Genomic DNA, 15797 nt, shown 5'->3' on the forward strand with positions numbered 1-15797 from the left:
AGCATGGCGATCTTCTCCATGCGGATGCAGGTCATCAAGCGCAGCGCCGGGCGCAGTTCGGTCGCGGCGGCTGCCTATCGGGCGGGCGAGAAGCTGGTCGATGAACGGCAGGGCATCACCCATGACTACTCCAGCCGGACTGGGGTTGAGCATACAGAAATCTTGCTCCCGAAAGATGCTCCGGCATGGGTTCAGGGCATCGACCGGCAGACCCTATGGAATGCGGTCGAGTTCGGGGAGAAGCGCAAGGACAGCCAAACTGCCCGTGAGTTGCGTCTGACCCTGCCACGGGAGATACCCGCCGACCAGCGCAGCGCGCTGGTGCGTGATTATGTGATCCGCAACTTCGTGTCCAAAGGCATGATCGCAGACATCGCGATCCACAACAAGGTCGCCAGCGACGGGCTGGAACAGCCCCATGCCCATGTCATGCTGACCATGCGCCCGGCGGTCGAGCCGGGCGGGTTCGGCCAGAAGGTGCGGCACGACTGGGTGCCCGATCCCACAGGCCGAACCCAGCCGGACGGCAGGCCGGTGATGGTCGAGAGCAACGCCCATAGCTGGAACTCGGCGGACTATTACGAGCGGTGCCGGGAGGATTGGGAGAACACCGCCAACGCGGCGTTGGCGCGGGCCGGGTCGGCGGAGCGCATCGACCGGCGCAGCCTGTTGGAGCGCGGCTTGGCGCGGATGCCGGAACCGGCCTTGCGGCTGGCTTATCACCTCAAGGATTTGCGCGGGGCGCTCAAAGAGCGGTTCGGGCAGTTCCAGATGGCGAAGCATTATCAGGCGGTCGAGGGCCGCGCGAAGGCGGCCTTCGCGCGGCTGGAGGAAGCGCCGACGCGCGCGGGCGACGCCGCCCGCGCGTTCCAGCGTTTCCATGACTGGATCGACCGCCAGTTGGCGCGGCTCGCCCAAGCCCGTGCGGGGCCGGAGCGCGCGCCGCCGCGCGACCACCCATTCAGCATGGAGCGATAGATGAGTGACCGCAATCCCAACGGCTGGGAGCCGAAGAACATGGGCAACTGGCAGGCGATGTTCGAGCAGCCGCGCCGCGACGGGCAACCACCCGGCCAGTCAGCCCCACCGCCGCCGGCGCAGGACGATGCGCCCGGCGAGGATGACCGCGCGCCGGATTTCACGGACTACAGGCCGTGGATCGTGCAGCGGGTGCGCTCGCGCCCCGCGCTGATGCTGGAACTGCGCCGCTACGAGCCGCGCTCCGGCTTATGGCAGGGCTGGGCCATGCCTTACCACGGCCTCTATGCGGTCGAGTATGTGGGCGCGCGGATGCTGTCGCTGGATTTTGGCGCGCGGCAGTTCGTCATCGAAGGAAGGGGCCTCGACGCGCTCGCCCGCCATATCCAGCAGGGCACGGTCGAAACCGTGCTGGAATATGCGCCGCAGGTATGGGCGGCCCAGCCGGTAGGGGCGATGGTTGCTGCCATCAAGGAAGTGAGGGCGCAGGATGCGACGCTACGTTGAAGTTACCGGCGCCCATGTCGGCGGCGATTGAGTGGTTTTTCTCAATCGCCGCCGTTTGATGCAAGTAGTCACTTATAGCGGGCGTCCCCAGCCATCTTTGGGCAGTTCACCGTTGCCGAGTCGTCCCATCGGATTGCCTTGGCCATCCATTGGGCGATTTTGGTGAATATCCCAATCGCTGGGATTTCCTTGCCCATCGAGTCCGGCCACATCGCCGAACGCTGTCACTCCATCGCTCAGCGTGCCTGCCCCCGGAATGAGGTAAAGCGGGTTGCCGGTGGCTGCAAAGCCAACCCCCTTCCACACCGCGTAGCCGACGACAGGGCCACCGATCAGTGACCCAATCGCGGCCGCAGGCACACCAAATACATAGCGAGCAATCAAACCCATCTCATTTCTCCCGTTCATTTCCGCTGCTCTGACCAGCATCCGAAGCATGTGGGGATAGGGGTGGCGCGCGAAGAAACTTCATGGCGGGCGGACAACTCTTTTCCAGCAGGCGATTGCCCTTTCCGCCAAAGTCACGCAGTTTACGCCAAATGGAACCTTGACACGCCAAGATTCCATGGCGGGGGAATGAATGCAGCGCGTACCGGATGACTTTTCTCAATCCCAGCTCCAAGTGCTACGGCTACTCGTTCGCTTCCCCTTGCAAGAGCCGGAGAATGCAAAGGCCCGGAATGGTGCTAAGCGAGAAACCCAGACTTCCCTACTCGCCTATGGCGAGAAATCCGTTCTTACGATCAATGACATCAGTCATTTCGCTGGCGGTAAGCATCGTCTGAATTACCGCCCCGGCGGCCCTCATGGCGAGAAGCTCCATGCTTTGTATCAATTGATCTGGAACTTCTACCGGCACCGCAAGAATGAAGACCTGCGCGCTGATACCGCCCCGTTGCTGGATATGGTGTACGGGAAGCGCGGCGTCAGCGGCGCTCACCATTCCCATGGCTTATGGGATGCGGCCAGCGCCGAGTTGATGGAACAGAGTATCGTGGAAGGTGAAAAGGTGGGGCATTGGCTCGCCGGGTGCTATCGCACCTACAGGCGAGGCACGCGCCACCATCCTGATGGTGGCGAGTTAGTCATGTCGCCCATGCGCATTCTTCCCCCAGACGATGTAGTCGAGCCTTACAGGTTTGAAGTCTCCTATCCGCCTAGGGAAGAAGGGTATGATCCCTCCGAGTTCGGCATTGTGGGGCAGGTGATTTTCTCGACACCGCTCACTTACCTGATCGGGCATGACCGGGGGAGTGGTAGCCCTTACCTACTCATTCTCAAAACCCCGCGCAGACGGGCAGTCGGCCACCATGGCATTGCGCTGCGTAGCACGACCGATGGGGTAGCGGTGTCCGCTCGTGTCTATCTCAAACCTGCCGGCGAGGATTGGAATGCGCTGCGCACGCAACCCCATATTCATCGGGTATCGTCGTTCCGGGAAGATCAAGAAATCATGGACAGGGATGCCATCCTTAAATATACTTCAAATGAAATTAATAATGATAATAACCTTACATTGAAACGATATGAACACGGCCCTGATAAGTGACAAATAATATATCAAGAAAAATGATATAAAAACCTATCCTCCATCTCATGAAGATTTGGATATTGTCATTAACAATCTAGTTTTGATGCACGAAACTCAGGATCAATGAAAGTAGCTGTCCGAGAACTTTTATCTGATTATCCTCAATCTGAAATAGATGAAGCTGTTAATCAGGATATGTATTTTGTGTCCAACCAATCCCTAGTGGAGCCGTTTGCTGTAGCAGGATATGATATACGGCCATTTATCGGCGATCCCAGAGTTGATTTTCCACTCTTGCTTGAGAAATATATTGAAAATCATCGCGCAGGAATGAAGCATCCCAACTTTGTGGACGAAGAGCTGCCCGGAAAAGATATTATTGATGGCCCGTATTGGATAGACGGACGATATGGGATCATCATACGCGGTGATGTGCTGAGGGCTGCCAGTATCACGCCTAAAGTCACAGAAACATGGCAGGACAAAGTTTTACAAGCGTTACCTAGCGAACGTAGTGATACCATTCGACGCTAAGGGGAAAATAGTTAGCCCCTAAAATTACGTGCGGATCTGCATATCCACCAATCTAGCGATGCTTTATCGCTACTCCCGCCACATCCTCGCCGCCAGCGCGCGTTCCTCGGCATCCATGACATAGGTGTAGATGCGGGTGGATTTGCCGCCCTCGGCGTGGCCGAGCAGGCGGCCCACCAGCGATTCGGGCAGGCCGGAGCCGATGCCGTGGCAACCGAACCCATGCCGGAAGCCCTTGGGCGAGGCTTGGGGGCCATCGATCCCGGCGCGCTGCATCAGCGTGCGGATATGCCGCCATGCGGTTTGCCTGCACCATGGGAAGAGCGGGGCGTCCGGCTCCAAGCCCAGCGCCTCGGCAAACTCCGCCAGTTCGCGCAGGAACGGGCGCGGCACCGGCACGGCGCGGAACACCGTGCGGCGGCGTTTCAGGGTGCGGAAGATGATGCGGCCGGTTTCCATATCGAGCCGGTGCCGCGTGACCTGCAATCCTTCCGATAGCCTACAGCCGGTATAATAGAGCAGGCGGCAGAAGAGCCGCGTGCGCGCATCGGCCTTGCGGGCGATGCGCAGCAGGGCTTTGGCTTCGCCGTTGGTGAGGTATTTGCGTTGCCCGTTCCCGTCGAACAAATCGAACCACGGGCCTGTGCCCGCGCTGCCGTTCACGCCCACCGTCTTGCTCCCTGCCTGCCCCGTGCAACACTACTGTCTGTAGTGTTGCAACCTGGAGGGCGATAAAAATCAGGCGTGGAGCGGGTTCGCGCGAAATATCGGGCGTTATAGAAATGCAATACTATGGGGGCTGGAAACACCGGAACATTAAGCGTTCCGGGCACTCACCCCGCAACACTACAGACAGTAATGTAGCGTCCTCTCCATCGGTTCCTTGGTGGGTGAGGGATTTTTGCCATGATGCATGTGGGTGCTGCCGGTGAACGACGGCGACTGCCGTTTGCAGGATTGGCAATGGGATTGGCGTTTCTCGCCTCAGCCTGCGACGGCTCCGCGCAGGCTCCTGCATCGCCCGCCGAGGCAACCAATGCCGACGCGGAAAATGCCGCTGCCGCCCAAACCCAAGCACAGCGCGCCTGCATGATCGATGCGCTGAACAATACCATTGCAAAGAAGCAGAGCGACGTGGCGGTGATTTCCGCGCTGGCAGCGCAGGATTTGAGTGGCTGCCCGAACGATTTTATCGAATCCTTTGTTCGAATGCGAAATGCTGCGGAAGATTATATGGCGGTTAGCCGCGAACTGTTCGCGCATCAGGGGTACGAAAGGGATGCGAACGATCGCGACTGGCTAAATCTGGGTTGCAGCATTATTGCCGGTAAGCAGTGCATGGAATGGCCCTCAGAAATTTGGGCTTCTGCCAATGCTGAGATTAAGGCGCGGTTTGAGACTGCAAAAGCAAGCCTCAAAAGCGCCAAGCGCGACAATGAGGAGGTCGTTGCACGCTATGGCATCTATGCGCGCGCCAACTCTGTACCAGAGCAGCGCGGCATCGATGGCGATCCAAATACTGTTTCCAACACCATCGACAACGGTGCGTGGGATCACAGTCTGTGAGGCGGGAACTGGTTCTGGCTGTATATGCAGCGTGTGCTGCCGCCCCCGCAATTTCCAATGTTCTGGAGACGGAACGAGACTACTTGCTCCACGGATTGCAACGCGAAAGGGTCGCCCAGCGGCGTTTGTCCTGCGCGACAGGTCGCCAGCAGGACATTGTTGCGCGGCAGAGGGCGGCGGGTTTCAGCACGCTGTCGGCCAGCGCTTATTGTGTCACAGTTTTGACGCGCGCGGGCCGGGACGGCACGTTGCGTTTCGTGACGCTGCGCAATGGACAGACCACACCTGCTATTGCTTTCGATACCGGTTTCGTCAGCGGATTTCTTAAGCGCGAAACGCTGCCTGACGATGCCCCGGTCATGGCGACGCTGATGCCAATTGCCGAGCGTTGCCTGGCGCAGACGGAAACTGACCACGATTTATGCAACGCGGCCGGGCATATGCTGGGCGTTCGCGCGGCGCGTGGGGAATTGGTGCCCGCCTCTTAAGTGCGGACTATTCCCTGTACTGGTGAGGAAGGCACCCGCGCAGACATCCCGTGATAGGGGGATGATTCCTCGGGTTGCGGAGTATTCCTGACGCCAGCGGCGCGAAGCTTGGCGGCTATGTCCACCATCGCCTTGGACGCGTCCGGCGATGATTGTTGCTCGATCACCGCATCGGCTTCGGGCTGGATGGTCATGTCCTGTTGATTTTCACGCACTTTGATCGCCACAATCTCCAACTCTTGCTGGGTAATGGACGCTAGATCCTGCTGCACAAACGCCTTCATGGCATCCATCGGGTTATCGGGGTGCGCGGCCAATAAGGCGTCGATCTCGATGTCTGATTTGCCTTTGGAGCGCATGATGGCGCGAAGATCGTCGCGCATATTCTCATCGAACTTCGACACGTCCTTGCCGTCGCGGATCATCCCGGCGCGCAGGGCGGCGGTACTGGCGGCGAGTTCGTCCACGCGACGCATTAGCGCGGGATCGGCGCTGCCGCCATGCACGGCCAGGTCCACGGCCTGCCCATAGGCCGCGCCGCTGGCTTTGAGCGCGCCTTCCGGCCCGCCCTCGGCGATCCCCGCATCATGCTGTTTGCGGCGATCTTCCTCGCGCTGGCGGTAGGCATCACGCTCGGCGTCGTTCTCGAATTGCAGCAGGCCGTCATACTGGCGAAGGTCGCGCATGAAGGCGGTTGCCTGCGATTGCGCCCGGCTGGCGAGGCTAGCGAGTGCCGCGCCTTCGCCGTCCGCGCCATGGGCGACGGTGTGAGCTTCCTGCACGGCGTCCTGGCTTTGCGCGACGGCGGCGACAATCTCGCTGCGGAGGGCAGCAAGCGCGGTCGGGCTGGCGGTGCCGATCTGCTGGCGCAGTTGGGTAATATTTTGAAGCTGAGTCTGCGCAGTGACGGCATCGCCGCCGCTGCGCTTCAACGCGGCAATGGCTGTTTCCAGATCGAATTGCGCGACGACCAACTGCCCGACCATGGCAAGGCGCTCGCTAGCGAGCGGGTCATCCGAAGCCGGATGACCCGGCCCTGCAACTGTAATCTGAACGTCTATAGTTTACCTGTGTCGTGCTTCGCGTGTGCGGGAACCTGTCTACAGGATACACGCGAAACCGCTAAAAATTGGTTAATATACTCCTAACGGCCCAAGGCGGATGCCCTGGGCCGCTATCACCGCTATGGGCAATCGCCCGCCAGGCGGCGGCGGGCGGTTTCGGCGTGGGTTGGGTCCAGTTCGATACCGATGCCATGACGACCGAGGCTGCGTGCGGCCTCCAATTTCGTGCCGGACCCGCAGAACGGATCGAGGACAGTGCCGCCTTGGAGGCAAAGGCTGCCGATCAGCGGTAGCATGGCCTCGACCGGCTTCTGGGTGGGATGTAGCACGTTGCCGGTATAGGCGAACGGAATGACATCCGGCACCGGCTGACCGGGACAGGCCGGATGGCCCTTGGCCAGCAGGTAGGCGCATTCATGCTGGGCGCGCAGATGCCCGACATGCGACGCATAGCGTTTGGTGAAAACAATATGTCCCACGGGGCGGAACCCTGCCGTCCGCCATGCGGCAAGGAACAGGTTGGCATTCGCCCAGCCATAGAAACTCACGCAATAGCTGTTCGGCACGAGCAACCGATACATTTGGGCGAACGCGGGCACCAGCCAATCGGCTTGGTTGTCGTTGGCGACGGTGCGTCCGCTTCGATCGCGGTAGCGGCACAGATAAGGCGGGTCGGTGAGAATGAAATCCACGGAGGCATCGGGCATCTTCCCCATGGCTTCGACACAATCGCCGGTGATGATGCGATGGCGGGGAATCTCCCCGCCATCGGCACGCTGGGGATGCTGGCTCATTGCTGGCCTCCCTCGCTGCGCTCGGTGATCGCGCGCATGACGATGCGGCCCGTGAGCGGCAGGGCGTCGTACTGGAGCGAAAAGCCCTCGCCGTCGCGGTTGGGCCATGCGGCCCCGATGGGTGTCCAGTTGGCGCTCTTGCCTTTGCCGGTGACGAGGAACAGACGGTGGGTTGGTTTGGCGGGAGTGGTGGATTGGTTGGTCATGGTTGGCTCCTTGGTTGTGCCCCGGCCTATCCGGTGGCTTCGTAGGAGCCGTTCGCGGCAGGCCATCGAGCCGCCCGGTCAAGGTCGCGCCAGCGCCCGACAGGGGCGAACCTGCACAAGCGGAGCGCGGAAGGGAGCGCCTTGACCGGCGGCGGGACTGCCGCATCGCTCACCCACTCGAAGCCCACCGATAAGATGGTGGTGCAGCCAAGGGGCCATGGCCGGACAAGCCGCCATGTTCGGCAATCCATTGAGCCAAGTCGTTGATGGTGAGGGCTGGCCATAGGGTCGCCGTGATTTCACCTCGGCGTGGCCCTCACGGGAAGGCGTGGGTCGCGGGCGGTGTCGCCGACCGCGCACCCCGGAAAAGGCTCCTCGCTTCCTTCGTGCAGCAGCGGCCCGCTGGCGCGGCGCATCCGTGCGGCCTGTCTCCGGGGCGCTCATGCGGTCGGCGGTTCAGCCCTGTCCACGCGCAATCCCGCGCGGGGCTTTAGCCGGGAGGAACCCAATGACGACCACCATCATCCTGCTGACCATCAACAGCATCGCCCAATTGATTGCCTCGGTGGCGCAGTTGATCGCCGCACAGCGCCCTCGGTGAGGGCCATAGTACCGAACATAGCTCAGCCCCAAATCCGCTCGATGGTGCCGTCCTCGTTCAAAATCTCGTATTGGTCTAACTCCCGATACTGGCGGCGAGGCGTATCCAGGATGGATGAGGGCGAGGAACAGAGCGGATCGAGACGATCGGCCTGATCGCGCGCCCATCGCGCCCAGGCAACCGTCTCCCCTTTGTCGTCCCTCGATCCGCGCTGGGCTTCCACTGCCTTGATATAAGAGCGCAGTATGCGTGCTTCTTGCCATGCTTCCGCTTCGCGATAAAACTGGTCAACGGCGCGCTGTTCGGCCGCAATGCGGGCACGCAAAGTATCCCGCTGGCGGTGTAGCTCTTCCATATGCTTCTGTTCGGCGATGCAGGCCTCATGTTTGGCGATCTGGCTGGCGGCACAGCGCCGTAGTCCCAACATGACTTCGTTCAGTTGCATCTCCAGAGGATGGCCGCGACGATCTGTCCATGTGCCAGCGCGATAACCGATGGTGATCGAAAGTTCGCCGCTGGGACGGTACGAATAGGCGGGAGTGCTGACAAACGCTCCGCCTTTCTGCGGTCTTCGTTCCTGTTTCGTTGGCTGATAACGGCTTCGGAACATGCGCTCTGAAAGGGACAGGGCAATTGGAACGCCGGCAACCACGACCGAAACTCCGGAGCCGGGGTCCATCGGACGTTCGCAGCGTAATAGAAATCCACGCGCGTGGCAGGATTTGGCGAGCGTATCCAAGATACAAAGAGTACGTTCGATGCTAGTGGGATGGACGCGCGCTGTGAATGTTGTCGGTCCCCAGCATCGAATCACGGCGCTTTCTCCCCCACGCGATTGACGCGCACGTTCGAACTGAACGGCGGCGTCCATGGTCATGGGCAGGGGATCGGAAAGCGTATCAGGCACAATGATAGGGTGTGCCTTTTCATACTCAATCCAGGTGAGCTGGTTGGAAGCGGCAGATGACATGACAGGGCCTCCGGCGTGTGTCGGTTAGATGCGATGTCCGCGCCCCGTTCGGTTCGCTGATGCCACCATGCACCCGGTTCCGGTGCATTTCGCGAGAAGCGCGTCGCCGGTTCCGGCTTGGACGCGGTCGGCATCCTGTTCAGGTGCCTACGGGTAGTGGTGCGGGCGGGGGGACTCGAACCCCCACGGGCAGGGCCCGACGGATTTTCTTACCAGCTACGACTTTCGCCGCCGCCCGCAGGGGCGTTTGTGGTCTGGACTATCCCTTCACCATGCCCCGGCTGGCCGGAGTGTAGGTGCTGCCCGTCTAGTCTCTACACCTTCCCAAAAGCGAGGCTTTCGGGCTTGGCTCGGGATTGCCAGATAAAAGGTTTCCCCGACTTTGAGCAGTTCTACGTCGCGGGTTTCCCCGCGCGCACTCAATGGCCTAAGTCCGTTGCGTCTACCGATTCCGCCACGCCCGCATAGCCATGGGCAGCTATAGTCGGGGGAAGGGCCGTCGCCAAGCAGGATGTGTCAGTTGTTCCCAGCATCTTTACCTTGGCTATCGTTAGCGGAAGGCTTCTGCCTTGGCTTACGCTTGACCACGTTAATCGCGTGGGCGTCGATCATATCCTTGATATGGGAGGCGTAGTATTTTTCGATCATCTCCACGCCGGTGCGGCAGTTTTTGGCGATTTGATAGATGTCTGCCCCCTCCAGCAATCGCATGGAGATGTAAGTATGCCGCAGGCTGTAGAAGGTGCGAGGGTTGCCCTCGCGATCCTTTTTCATGTTCAGCTCGTCCAGCAGGATATTGAAGAGGTCACGCTGCAACTTCGGAAAGATCAGATCGGTCGGCTGGAGGTTGTGCCGCTCCTTCATTCGCGTGAAGGGATACACCGCGCCCGGCATGGATTTCGCCCAGCCGGTGCCGCGCTTGCCCCGCACGGCGATATGAAGGATGCGCTGTCCCTTGGGGCCATCCGGTACGATCTCGATGTCGCGCAGTTCCAGACGCTTTACCTCATCTGGCCGCAGTCCGGTGTTCACCATGAACAGGATGTAGTCCAACAGGTCTTCGCAGGCTCCGCGCCAACGTTCCTTCTTGGGCTCGGCTGCGCGTTCCCGCGCCTTCTCATACAACTCCTGATATTCAGTGGGGGAGAACCAGGCGCGATGTGAAATCTTGCTGGGTGCCCGGTAGGGATCGGATAGGTCCGGCATCAGTTCCAGCCAGCCATGGCGGCGGGCGTATTTTAGAACTTGGCGCAGGCAGACGATTTCCTGATGCAAGGTGCTACGCGATGGGGGCTTGCCGTTACGCGGTCGCTTGGCCGGGTCGGTCGATTCACCAATCTTTGGTTTGGTGAAGCTACCCTTGCTCATCCGGTCGATACGGTAATCCTGAATCATGCCGGATGTGATTTCCGTCAGCACCTTCGAACCGAAGAAAGGGATCAGATAGAGGTCGAGTCGCTCGCGGTGACGTTGGAGGTAAATAGGACTCCGCTGCCCCTCGGTCAGTATCTTGAACTCGACAAAGAATCGCTCCGCCGCGAACTGGAAGGTTTTTCCGGTCTTGATCTCTCCGCGCGCGGCTTTGCCCGCGAGGGTCAGATACCAGTCCTCGGCTACGTCCTTCGCTTGGGCGAGGGAGGTTTGCTTGGTGCTGTGGCGGTGTTGTGCGCCGCCGATGCTGGCGCGGCAATGCCACCGCTTGCTGTTGGGCCGTTGGAAAAGCTGAACCTTGCCGCCAAGGATTTCGTGTGTCGCTTCTGCCATGAGGTAGCGCCTCCTACTGCGCTAAATGTGCTAGATATGCGCTAGCTCATTTACCCTTCAAAAATGGCAGAAAACTGCAAAAAATCAAGCAGAATCTAGGTTTTTAAGTCCGCTGCGTCTACCGATTTCGCCACGTCCGCATAAGCCACGGCCATAGCCGGCGCGGCGATCAGGTCAAGTCGCAGAAATCAGGCTTCGCTGCCGCTGTTCAGGCGTTCGCGCATTTCCTTGCCCGGCTTGAAATAGGGAACGCGCTTGGCGGATACGGGCACCTGCTCGCCGGTCCGGGGATTGCGCCCCGTTCGGGCATCGCGGGCGCGGGTCGTGAAGGCGCCAAAGCCACGTAATTCCACTCGGCCGCCCGACGCCAGACGATCGACGATTTCACGGAAGAAGAGATCGACGATCCGCTCAACCTCCGGCACGGTCAGTCCCGGATTTTCCTCGGCCAGCTTCTGAATCAGTTCCGAACGGATCATTGGTGTCCAGCGCCCCTCTGCTGTTCCCTGCCGTTTCATACTGCTTTTGGAAGGCGTTGACAATTGCCCGCTACATTATCGTTGCGATTGTGTCATAATGAGAAAGGCCCGCCGAACACGCGGTTCGACGGGCCTTTCGCCTACAGGTTTTGAAGGGATCAGCCTTCGGTCTTGGCCTTGAGCGCTTCGCCCAGAATGTCGCCCAGCGACGCGCCGCTGTCGGACGAGCCATACTGTGCCACGGCCTGCTTCTCTTCGGCGATCTGCATCGCCTTGACCGAGAAGGTCGGCTTCTTGGCGCGGTCGAAACCCGTCACCATGGCGTCGAACTTCTGGCCGACCTGGAAGCGTTCCGGACGTTGTTCGTCGCGGTCGCGGCCAAGGTCGCTGCGCTTGATGAAGCCGGCAGCGCCGTCTTCCCCGGCCTGGACTTCCAGACCACCGTCGCGCACTTCCAGAACCGTCACGGTGACGATCGCGTTCTTGTTGAGGCCAGCGGCAGCAGCCGCGGTGCCGCCAGCGGCCGGGCCGCCACGCTCAAGCTGCTTCATGCCAAGGCTGATGCGCTCCTTCTCGACGTCGATGTCGAGAACGACGGCCTGAACCGTCTCGCCCTTGCGATGCAGCGCCAGCGCGTCTTCGCCCGAAATGCCCCATGCGATGTCGGACATGTGCACCATGCCGTCGACGTCGCCGTCCAGGCCGATGAACAGACCGAATTCGGTCGCATTCTTGACTTCGCCCTCGACGGTCGAACCGACGGGGTGACGCTCGGCAAAGCTGTCCCAGGGGTTGGACTGCGCCTGCTTGAGGCCCAAGCTGATGCGGCGCTTCTCGGGATCGACTTCCAGAACCAGGACTTCGACTTCCTGGCTGGTCGACACGATCTTGCCGGGGTGGACGTTCTTCTTGGTCCACGACATTTCCGAAACATGGACCAAGCCTTCGATGCCCGGCTCCAGTTCGACGAAGGCACCATATTCGGTGATGTTCGTGACGCGGCCCGTCAGCTTCGCGCCGACCGGATATTTGGCGCTCGCGCCTTCCCACGGATCGCTTTCCAGCTGCTTCATGCCCAGCGAGATGCGCTGCGTGTCGCGGTTGATGCGGATGATCTGCACCTTCACCGTGTCGCCGATGTTGATCATCTCGTTGGGATGATTGATGCGCTTGTAGCTGAGGTCGGTGACGTGCAGCAGGCCGTCAATGCCGCCCAGGTCGACGAACGCGCCATAATCGGTGATGTTCTTGACGACGCCTTCGATGATCTGACCTTCGGCCAGCGTCTGGATGAGGCCGCTGCGCTGTTCGGCGCGGGTTTCTTCCAGGATGGCGCGGCGCGACACCACGATGTTGCCGCGGCGACGATCCATCTTGAGGATCTGGAAGGGCTGCGGAATGTCCATCAGAGGCGTGACATCGCGCACGGGGCGGATATCGACCTGGCTGCCGGGAAGGAACGCGACGGCGCCGTCAAGGTCGACGGTGAAGCCACCCTTGACGCGGCCGAAGATGACGCCTTCGACGCGGGCGCTTTCGGTGAATTCGGATTCCAGCTTGTCCCAGGCGGCTTCGCGGCGCGCGCGGTCGCGCGACAGCATGGCTTCGCCATGGGCATTTTCGACGCGGTCGACATAGACTTCGACTTCGTCGCCGACCTTGAGGTCAGCCTTCTGGCCGGGCATCGCGAATTCGCGCAGCGGCACGCGGCCTTCGGATTTCAGGCCAACGTCGATGACGGCCAGGTCGTTTTCGATACCGGTAACGGTGCCCTTGACGACGCGGCCTTCGAAACCGCCATCCTCGCCACCGAGAGAATCATTGAGCAGCGCGGCGAAATCGTCGCGCGAGGGAAATGCCGTAGAGGCCATTAAGTCGTTCCTTCACTCGTCATTGCTGGCCAACCGGTTGTGTCCGGTGGTCTTTGGCCAAACTACGCGTCAGGCCGAATACCCGCCGCGTATCCAATGGGTTGAGGGCTAAGGGACGCGCCGTCGAGAAAAGCGAAAAGGGCGCCCGGAAAATCCGCGCGCCTTATCGGGTCACTCGAGGAGAGCGACCTTCCAACTGGGCGTCCACAAGCGCGATCGCCCGCTGGACGGCCAACTCTATAGTCAAATCCGACGTGTCGAGCAAGTCCGCGCCATCGGCGACGCGCAACGGGGCGTGATCGCGGCTCATGTCGCGCGTATCGCGCGCCTGAATGTCGGCGACCAGCGAGTCCATGTCGGGATGTCCACCATGCGCCAATGCGTCCTTGTAACGCCGTTCGGCGCGGACGTGCACGCTGGCAGTCACGAAAATCTTGGCGTCGGCATCAGGTGCGATGACCGTGCCGATGTCACGCCCGTCCAGGATCGCGCCGCCCGGCTGGGTGGCAAAGTCGCGCTGCCGCTGAACGAGCGCGTCGCGCACGACCTGATGCACGGATACGCGACTGGCGAGGCTGCCGACCGCTTCGCTGCGCAGAGCAGCATCAGCGAGGAGCGCATCGCCGAAATCGCAGGCGGCGAGGGCATCCTCCTCCCGGTCCGGATCGCCGCCGGCCTTGAGCACCGACAACCCGACTGCGCGGTAGAGCAGACCCGTATCCAGCACCGGCAACCCATAATGGCGGCCCAATGCCTTGGCGATTGTGCCCTTGCCCGATGCGGCGGGGCCATCCACGGCGATGATCATTGTGTTTTCCTGCGGAGCGCGTTGCCAAGTCCGAGCAGCGCGATGGCTGCCCAGACGATTTCCAGCGCCATCGACGCCATGTTGAAATGGACCGTCAGCGACCAGATGAGCAGCAGCGATCCAACGAGGTTGAGGAGATTGAAAATGACGAAATTCAGCTGCCGGGCCATATTGCTGTAGGCATAGGCCACCACCATGAGCGCGCTGCCGGCAAGGCCGACCAGATTGGCAAGGTCGAGCGTCATGCCACCGCCCCCAATTGACGCAGCAATGATATGAAGGTCGGGAAACTGGTGGCCACCGGGCGCATGTCGTCGATCGTCACGCCGTCATGGGACATGAGGCCTGCAATGGCGAAGCTCATGGCGATGCGATGATCCAGCTTCGTCGCGATCGGTCCGCCGCCCGGCAGCAAATGCCCGCCCGTGCCCTCGATGATGAGGCCGTCTTCCAGTTCCTCCACCCGCGCGCCTATGGCTCGCAGACCTTCGGCCATGGTGGCGATACGGTCGGATTCCTTGACCCTCAGTTCCTCCAGCCCTCGAAAGACGCTGCGCCCGTGGGCCAGGGCGGCGGCGACAAAGGCGACCGGATATTCGTCGATCATGCTGGGCGCGCGGGCGGGATCGGGTTCGACGCCGTGCAGCGCGGAGGCGGTGACGAGGAGGTCGCCGACCGGCTCGCCGCCAACTTCTCGCTGGTTCACCACCTCGATCGCCCCCCCCATTTCGCGCAGCAGGTCGATCAGCCCGGCCCGCGTGGAATTGAGTCCGACATTGCTGATCGTCACTGTGGACCCTGGCACGATCAGCGCCGCGACCATCGGGAAGGCGGCGGAGGAGGGGTCACCCGGCACGATAATCTGCTGCGGCTGAAGTTCAGCCTCACCCACAAGCGTGATGACCCGTGTGCCATCGGCCTGCGTTTCGACGGTCAGGTCCGCGCCGAAACCCTGGAGCATGCGTTCGCTATGGTCGCGCGTCGGGACCGGCTCGACGACCCGCGTGATGCCTGGCGTATTGAGACCGGCCAGCAGGATGGCCGACTTTACCTGCGCCGATGCGACGGGCAACTCGTAATCCAGCGGCACCGCCGGGCACGCGCCCTTCATCGTTAGCGGCAGGCGGTTTCCGGGGCTGGTCGTGAAGCTGGCGCCCATTTGGGCCAGCGGTTCCGTCACCCGCGCCATCGGGCGCTTGCTCAGGGAAGCGTCGCCGGTGAAGGTGGCGGTCAGGTCATGGCTGGCGAGCAGGCCCATCAGCAGCCGCGTCGACGTGCCGCTATTGCCCATGTCGAGCGCAATTTCGGGTTGTAACAGGCCGCCGACGCCCACGCCATGAATATGCCAGACGCCGTCGGCGTCCCGCTCGATGAGGGCGCCCATGGCGCGCATCGCCGCGGCGGTGGCGAGCACGTCTTCGCCTTCCAGCAGTCCTTCGACCCGGCTTTCCCCGACCGCCAGAGCGGACAGCATCAGCGACCGGTGCGATATGCTCTTGTCGCCCGGCACGGTGACGTTGCCCGAAAGCGGGGGCGCCGCGCGGAAGGTCATGGGCATAGGCTGGTCTTGGGTCTGGGTCACAAATGCCCCTTGTCATGGAACGGAAAAAATCTCCGCGGCTTTTGACAGCGGGGT

Annotated in this window: 19 protein-coding genes; 7 read left to right on the forward strand and 12 right to left on the reverse strand. The window is 61.3% G+C overall.

The window, feature by feature from the left end; genetic code table 11:
• The first annotated feature begins 3 nt into the window (after window positions 1-3).
• Window positions 4-978 (forward strand): MobQ family relaxase, encoded by a 975-nt coding sequence (gene mobQ / locus RLDS_RS34460; RefSeq protein ID WP_021224995.1) that lies wholly within the window; start codon window positions 4-6, stop codon window positions 976-978.
• Window positions 979-1485, forward strand: a complete 507-nt coding sequence (locus RLDS_RS34465) for a hypothetical protein (protein ID WP_021224996.1) — start codon at window positions 979-981, stop codon at window positions 1483-1485.
• A 72-nt stretch (window positions 1486-1557) separates the two neighbouring features.
• Here RLDS_RS34465 and RLDS_RS34470 read toward each other — a convergent pair whose 3' ends face one another.
• Window positions 1558-1875, reverse strand: coding sequence for a hypothetical protein (locus RLDS_RS34470; protein ID WP_021224997.1), 318 nt, complete (start codon window positions 1873-1875; stop codon window positions 1558-1560).
• 190 nt (window positions 1876-2065) lie between these two features.
• Here RLDS_RS34470 and RLDS_RS34475 point away from each other — a divergent pair, with 190 nt between their 5' ends.
• Window positions 2066-3034: a hypothetical protein gene (locus RLDS_RS34475; RefSeq protein ID WP_021224998.1), complete on the forward strand. Its 969-nt coding sequence runs from the start codon at window positions 2066-2068 to the stop codon at window positions 3032-3034.
• A gap of 105 nt (window positions 3035-3139) precedes the next feature.
• A complete protein-coding gene (locus RLDS_RS55850) occupies window positions 3140-3550 on the forward strand; it encodes a hypothetical protein (protein ID WP_152528005.1) in 411 nt (136 codons plus the stop codon).
• Between the two features lie 69 nt (window positions 3551-3619).
• On the opposite strand, the gene RLDS_RS34480 is transcribed toward RLDS_RS55850, so the two are convergent.
• A complete protein-coding gene (locus tag RLDS_RS34480) occupies window positions 3620-4219 on the reverse strand; it encodes a tyrosine-type recombinase/integrase (RefSeq protein ID WP_021224999.1) in 600 nt (199 codons plus the stop codon).
• Between the two features lie 237 nt (window positions 4220-4456).
• On the opposite strand from RLDS_RS34480, the gene RLDS_RS34485 reads away from it, so the two are divergent.
• Together RLDS_RS34485 and RLDS_RS34490 are read left to right on the forward strand one after the other, a co-directional pair.
• Window positions 4457-5116: a hypothetical protein gene (locus RLDS_RS34485; protein ID WP_152528006.1), complete on the forward strand. Its 660-nt coding sequence runs from the start codon at window positions 4457-4459 to the stop codon at window positions 5114-5116.
• A 248-nt stretch (window positions 5117-5364) separates the two neighbouring features.
• The gene (locus RLDS_RS34490; RefSeq protein WP_152528007.1) at window positions 5365-5604 is read left to right on the forward strand and encodes a hypothetical protein; all 240 of its coding nucleotides are present in this window, start codon (window positions 5365-5367) and stop codon (window positions 5602-5604) included.
• Here the strand turns inward: RLDS_RS34490 and RLDS_RS34495 are convergent.
• A complete protein-coding gene (locus RLDS_RS34495; RefSeq protein ID WP_152528008.1) occupies window positions 5601-6290 on the reverse strand; it encodes a hypothetical protein in 690 nt (229 codons plus the stop codon). The two genes, RLDS_RS34490 and RLDS_RS34495, sit on opposite strands and share 4 nt — an antisense overlap.
• A 69-nt stretch (window positions 6291-6359) precedes the next feature.
• Here RLDS_RS34495 and RLDS_RS55855 point away from each other — a divergent pair, with 69 nt between their 5' ends.
• A complete protein-coding gene (locus RLDS_RS55855) occupies window positions 6360-6752 on the forward strand; it encodes a hypothetical protein (protein ID WP_152528009.1) in 393 nt (130 codons plus the stop codon).
• Window positions 6753-6787: 35 nt separating this feature from the next.
• Here RLDS_RS55855 and RLDS_RS34500 read toward each other — a convergent pair whose 3' ends face one another.
• The 9 genes from RLDS_RS34500 to aroA form a co-directional block, all read right to left on the reverse strand.
• The gene (locus tag RLDS_RS34500) at window positions 6788-7462 is read right to left on the reverse strand and encodes a DNA methyltransferase (protein ID WP_021225003.1); all 675 of its coding nucleotides are present in this window, start codon (window positions 7460-7462) and stop codon (window positions 6788-6790) included.
• Window positions 7459-7668 (reverse strand): hypothetical protein, encoded by a 210-nt coding sequence (locus tag RLDS_RS34505; RefSeq protein WP_021225004.1) that lies wholly within the window; start codon window positions 7666-7668, stop codon window positions 7459-7461. The genes RLDS_RS34500 and RLDS_RS34505 overlap by 4 nt, the downstream gene beginning before the upstream one ends.
• Window positions 7669-8291: 623 nt before the next feature.
• Window positions 8292-9239, reverse strand: coding sequence for a hypothetical protein (locus RLDS_RS55860; protein ID WP_152528010.1), 948 nt, complete (start codon window positions 9237-9239; stop codon window positions 8292-8294).
• Window positions 9240-9755: 516 nt separating this feature from the next.
• Window positions 9756-11003: a tyrosine-type recombinase/integrase gene (locus tag RLDS_RS34510; RefSeq protein WP_021225007.1), complete on the reverse strand. Its 1248-nt coding sequence runs from the start codon at window positions 11001-11003 to the stop codon at window positions 9756-9758.
• Window positions 11004-11191: 188 nt separating this feature from the next.
• Window positions 11192-11482, reverse strand: coding sequence for an integration host factor subunit beta (locus tag RLDS_RS34515; protein ID WP_021225008.1), 291 nt, complete (start codon window positions 11480-11482; stop codon window positions 11192-11194).
• 158 nt (window positions 11483-11640) lie between these two features.
• Window positions 11641-13353 carry a 30S ribosomal protein S1 gene (rpsA, locus tag RLDS_RS34520; RefSeq protein ID WP_021225009.1) on the reverse strand — a complete coding sequence of 571 codons (1713 nt, stop codon included), beginning with the start codon at window positions 13351-13353 and terminating at the stop codon, window positions 11641-11643.
• A 163-nt stretch (window positions 13354-13516) separates the two neighbouring features.
• The gene (gene cmk / locus RLDS_RS34525; protein WP_021225010.1) at window positions 13517-14161 is read right to left on the reverse strand and encodes a (d)CMP kinase; all 645 of its coding nucleotides are present in this window, start codon (window positions 14159-14161) and stop codon (window positions 13517-13519) included.
• Window positions 14158-14406: a CBU_0592 family membrane protein gene (locus tag RLDS_RS34530; protein WP_021225011.1), complete on the reverse strand. Its 249-nt coding sequence runs from the start codon at window positions 14404-14406 to the stop codon at window positions 14158-14160. The genes cmk and RLDS_RS34530 overlap by 4 nt, the downstream gene beginning before the upstream one ends.
• Window positions 14403-15713 (reverse strand): 3-phosphoshikimate 1-carboxyvinyltransferase, encoded by a 1311-nt coding sequence (gene aroA / locus RLDS_RS34535; RefSeq protein ID WP_031297598.1) that lies wholly within the window; start codon window positions 15711-15713, stop codon window positions 14403-14405. Before aroA ends, RLDS_RS34530 begins: the two co-directional genes overlap by 4 nt.
• Between the last annotated feature and the right edge of the window lie 84 nt (window positions 15714-15797).

This window comes from Sphingobium lactosutens DS20 (assembly GCF_000445105.1).
Classification (GTDB): Bacteria; Pseudomonadota; Alphaproteobacteria; order Sphingomonadales; family Sphingomonadaceae; genus Sphingobium; species Sphingobium lactosutens.